Source organism: Spirillospora sp. NPDC046719 (assembly GCF_040645715.1).
GTDB lineage: Bacteria > Actinomycetota > Actinomycetes > Streptosporangiales > Streptosporangiaceae > Spirillospora.
In genome coordinates this window covers 1-2689 of the sequence record NZ_JBEYYT010000765.1, presented here as the reverse complement: position 1 = coordinate 2689, position 2689 = coordinate 1, and the positions used below count along the sequence as shown (strand labels likewise).

General features: G+C 75.1%; 3 protein-coding genes and 1 pseudogene. 2 read left to right on the top strand and 2 right to left on the bottom strand.

The window, feature by feature from the left end:
• Together ABZ914_RS49865 and ABZ914_RS49860 are read right to left on the bottom strand one after the other, a co-directional pair.
• Positions 1 to 240 (bottom strand): annotated as a pseudogene (locus ABZ914_RS49865) (ROK family protein); the annotation flags it as partial.
• Positions 237 to 668 (bottom strand): type II 3-dehydroquinate dehydratase, encoded by a 432-nt coding sequence (locus ABZ914_RS49860; RefSeq protein ID WP_500201597.1) that lies wholly within the window; start codon positions 666 to 668, stop codon positions 237 to 239. The pseudogene ABZ914_RS49865 and the gene ABZ914_RS49860, both read right to left, overlap by 4 nt.
• 190 nt (positions 669 to 858) lie before the next feature.
• Between ABZ914_RS49860 and ABZ914_RS49855 the strand changes: the two genes are divergently transcribed.
• Together ABZ914_RS49855 and ABZ914_RS49850 are read left to right on the top strand one after the other, a co-directional pair.
• Positions 859 to 2010, top strand: coding sequence for a DegT/DnrJ/EryC1/StrS family aminotransferase (locus tag ABZ914_RS49855; protein ID WP_500201596.1), 1152 nt, complete (start codon positions 859 to 861; stop codon positions 2008 to 2010).
• Positions 2007 to 2689, top strand: a 683-nt coding sequence (locus tag ABZ914_RS49850; RefSeq protein ID WP_500201595.1) for a Gfo/Idh/MocA family protein, incomplete at its 3' end; no start/stop codon positions are given. The genes ABZ914_RS49855 and ABZ914_RS49850, both read left to right, overlap by 4 nt.

Below are 2689 nucleotides of genomic sequence, written 5' to 3'. Positions count from 1 at the left end.
GGGCCAGGCGGTGACGCGTCCGGCGGGGTCGACGGCGGCGGGCAGCGCGACCCCGACGGCCGCGATCGGCGGGTCCGCCCCGGCGCGCAGTCGCGCCACCTCCCCGGCCAAGGCCGCCCAGTCCTCGGCGGGGTCCGCCGGTGCCGGCCAGCGGAACGCGGCGTCGCGCGGCGGCCGGTGCGCGGCGGCCAGCCGGAACGCGACCTTGGTCCCGCCGACGTCGATCCCGAGCCGGGTCATTCCGGCACCAGTGCGAGCAGGGCGCGGGCGGCGAGCCGGTAGCCGAGCGCGCCGAGCCCGACGATCACCCCGTCGGCCACCGGAGCCAGCACCGACTCGTGGCGGAACGACTCGCGCGCCCACACGTTCGACAGGTGCACCTCGATCCACGGGCGCGGATAGGCGGCCAGCGCGTCCCGCAGCCCCCAGCCGGCGATCATCAGCGCGCCCGGGTTCACGATCGCGCCGACGGTGTCCCACCGGCCGTGCAACGTCTCGATCAGCGCGCCCTCCGACTCGCGCTGCACCGGCACCACCTCCCAGCCGCGCGCCGCCACCTCGGCGCGGACGGACGACTCGATGTCGGCCAGCGTGTCGGTCCCGTAGATCTCCGGCTCCCGGCGCCCGAGAATCCCCAGATTCGGTCCGTTCAGCAAAAGCAACTGCACGTCCGCCGTTATAACATGCGCTGCGCATTTGGCGCGAAGAATCTCCGTGCGACATTCGGGCAAGGGAAATATAGGGGGTGCGATAGGGGATGGGAAATGCCCTCCTCGCTTGGGTACCGTGCCGAAGAAATCCCCGCTGGGGACGGTTTGTGAAACGGTCGGAACGCATGACGCGGAGGATGCGGAGCACATGAGTGATATCGGGTTGCCGGAGTGGCCGCAGTACGACGAGCGGGAACGCGCGGGACTGGTCCGCGCGCTGGAGCAGGGCCAGTGGTGGCGCATGGGCGGCGGCGAGGTCGACGCCTTCGAGCGCGAGTTCGCCGAGCACGAGGGCGCCGCGCACGCGCTCGCGGTGACGAACGGCACGCACGCGCTGGAACTGGCCCTGCAGGTGCTCGGGATCGGCGAGGGCGACGAGGTCCTGGTGCCGGCGTTCACCTTCATCTCCTCGTCGCAGGCCGTGCAGCGGCTCGGCGCGGTGGCGGTACCGGTGGACATCGACCCCGGCACCTACAACCTGGACGCGGCGGCCGCCGCGGCGGCGGTCGGGCCGCGCACCCGGGCGATCATGCCGGTGCACATCGCCGGACAGCTCGCCGACATGGACGCACTGGCCAAGCTGTCCGCCGACAGCGGCGTCCCGCTCGTCCAGGACGCCGCCCACGCGCACGGGGCCCGCTGGAACGGCCGCCGCGTCGGGGAGTTCGGCACGATCGCGGCCTACAGCTTCCAGAACGGCAAGCTCATGACGGCGGGGGAGGGCGGCGCGGTCACCTTCCCCGACCGCGACTCCTACGAGGAGGGCTTCCTGCGGCACAGCTGCGGGCGCCCGCGCGACGACCGCGGCTACCACCACCGGACCTCGGGCTCGAACTTCCGCCTGAACGAGTTCTCCGCCGCGGTGCTGCGCGCCCAGCTGAGCCGCCTGGACGAGCAGATCGACACGCGGGAGCGGCGCGCGCCCGTGCTGGCCCGGCTCCTGGCCGAGATCCCGGGCGTCGTGCCCCAGAGCCGGGACGCCCGCGCCGACCGGGTGCCGCACTACATGGCGATGTTCCGGGTGCCGGAGCTGGCGGGCGAGCGCCGCGACGCGCTCGTCGACGCGCTCGTGGCGCGCGGCGTGCCCGCCTTCGTGGTGTTCCGCGCCGTCTACCGCACGGCCGCCTTCTGGGAGACCGGCGCGCCGGACGCGACGCCCGAGGAGCTGGCGGCGCGCTGCCCGAACGCCGACGCGCTCACCGGCGACGGGATCTGGCTGCACCACCGCACGCTGCTCGGCACCGAGGAGCAGCTCCACCGGGTCGCCGAGATCGTGGCCGACGCGGTGAGGGCGGCATGAGCGGCCCCGCGCGCGTCCGCGTCGCCCTGGTCGGGCTCGGCTGGGCGGGGCGGCGGATCTGGCTGCCCCGGCTGCGCGAGCACGAGCGCCACACCGTCACCGCCGTCGTCGACCCCGACCCGGCCGCGCGCGCCGCGGCGGGCGCGCCGGTCGCGCTCGCGACGGTCGTCGAGCACGACCCCGCGACCGTGGACCTGGCGGTGGTCGCGGTCCCCAACCACCTGCACGCACCCGTCGCGACCCGGCTGCTCTCCAAGGGCGTACCGGTGTTCCTGGAGAAACCGGTCTGCCTCAGCGTCGCCGAGGCGGACCGGCTAGAGGAGGCCGAGCTGGCGGGCGGCGCGGTGCTCCTCGCGGGCAGCGCCGCCCGGTACCGCGCCGACGTCCGGGCGCTGCTGGACGTCGCCGCCGGCCTCGGCCCCATCCGCCACGTCGACCTGTCCTGGGTGCGCGCGCACGGCGTGCCCACGGCGAGCAGCTGGTTCGTCCGGCGCGAGCAGGCGGGCGGCGGCGCGCTGCTCGACCTCGGCTGGCACCTGTTCGACGCCGTGGAGCCGCTGCTCGGGCCCACGGCCTTCGACCGGGTGCTCGGCACGGTCTCGTCCGACTTCGTCAACGACCCCTCGCGCCGCGCGCGGTGGAAGCAGGCCGGGCCCGGCGCCCCCGCCGCGGACGGCGC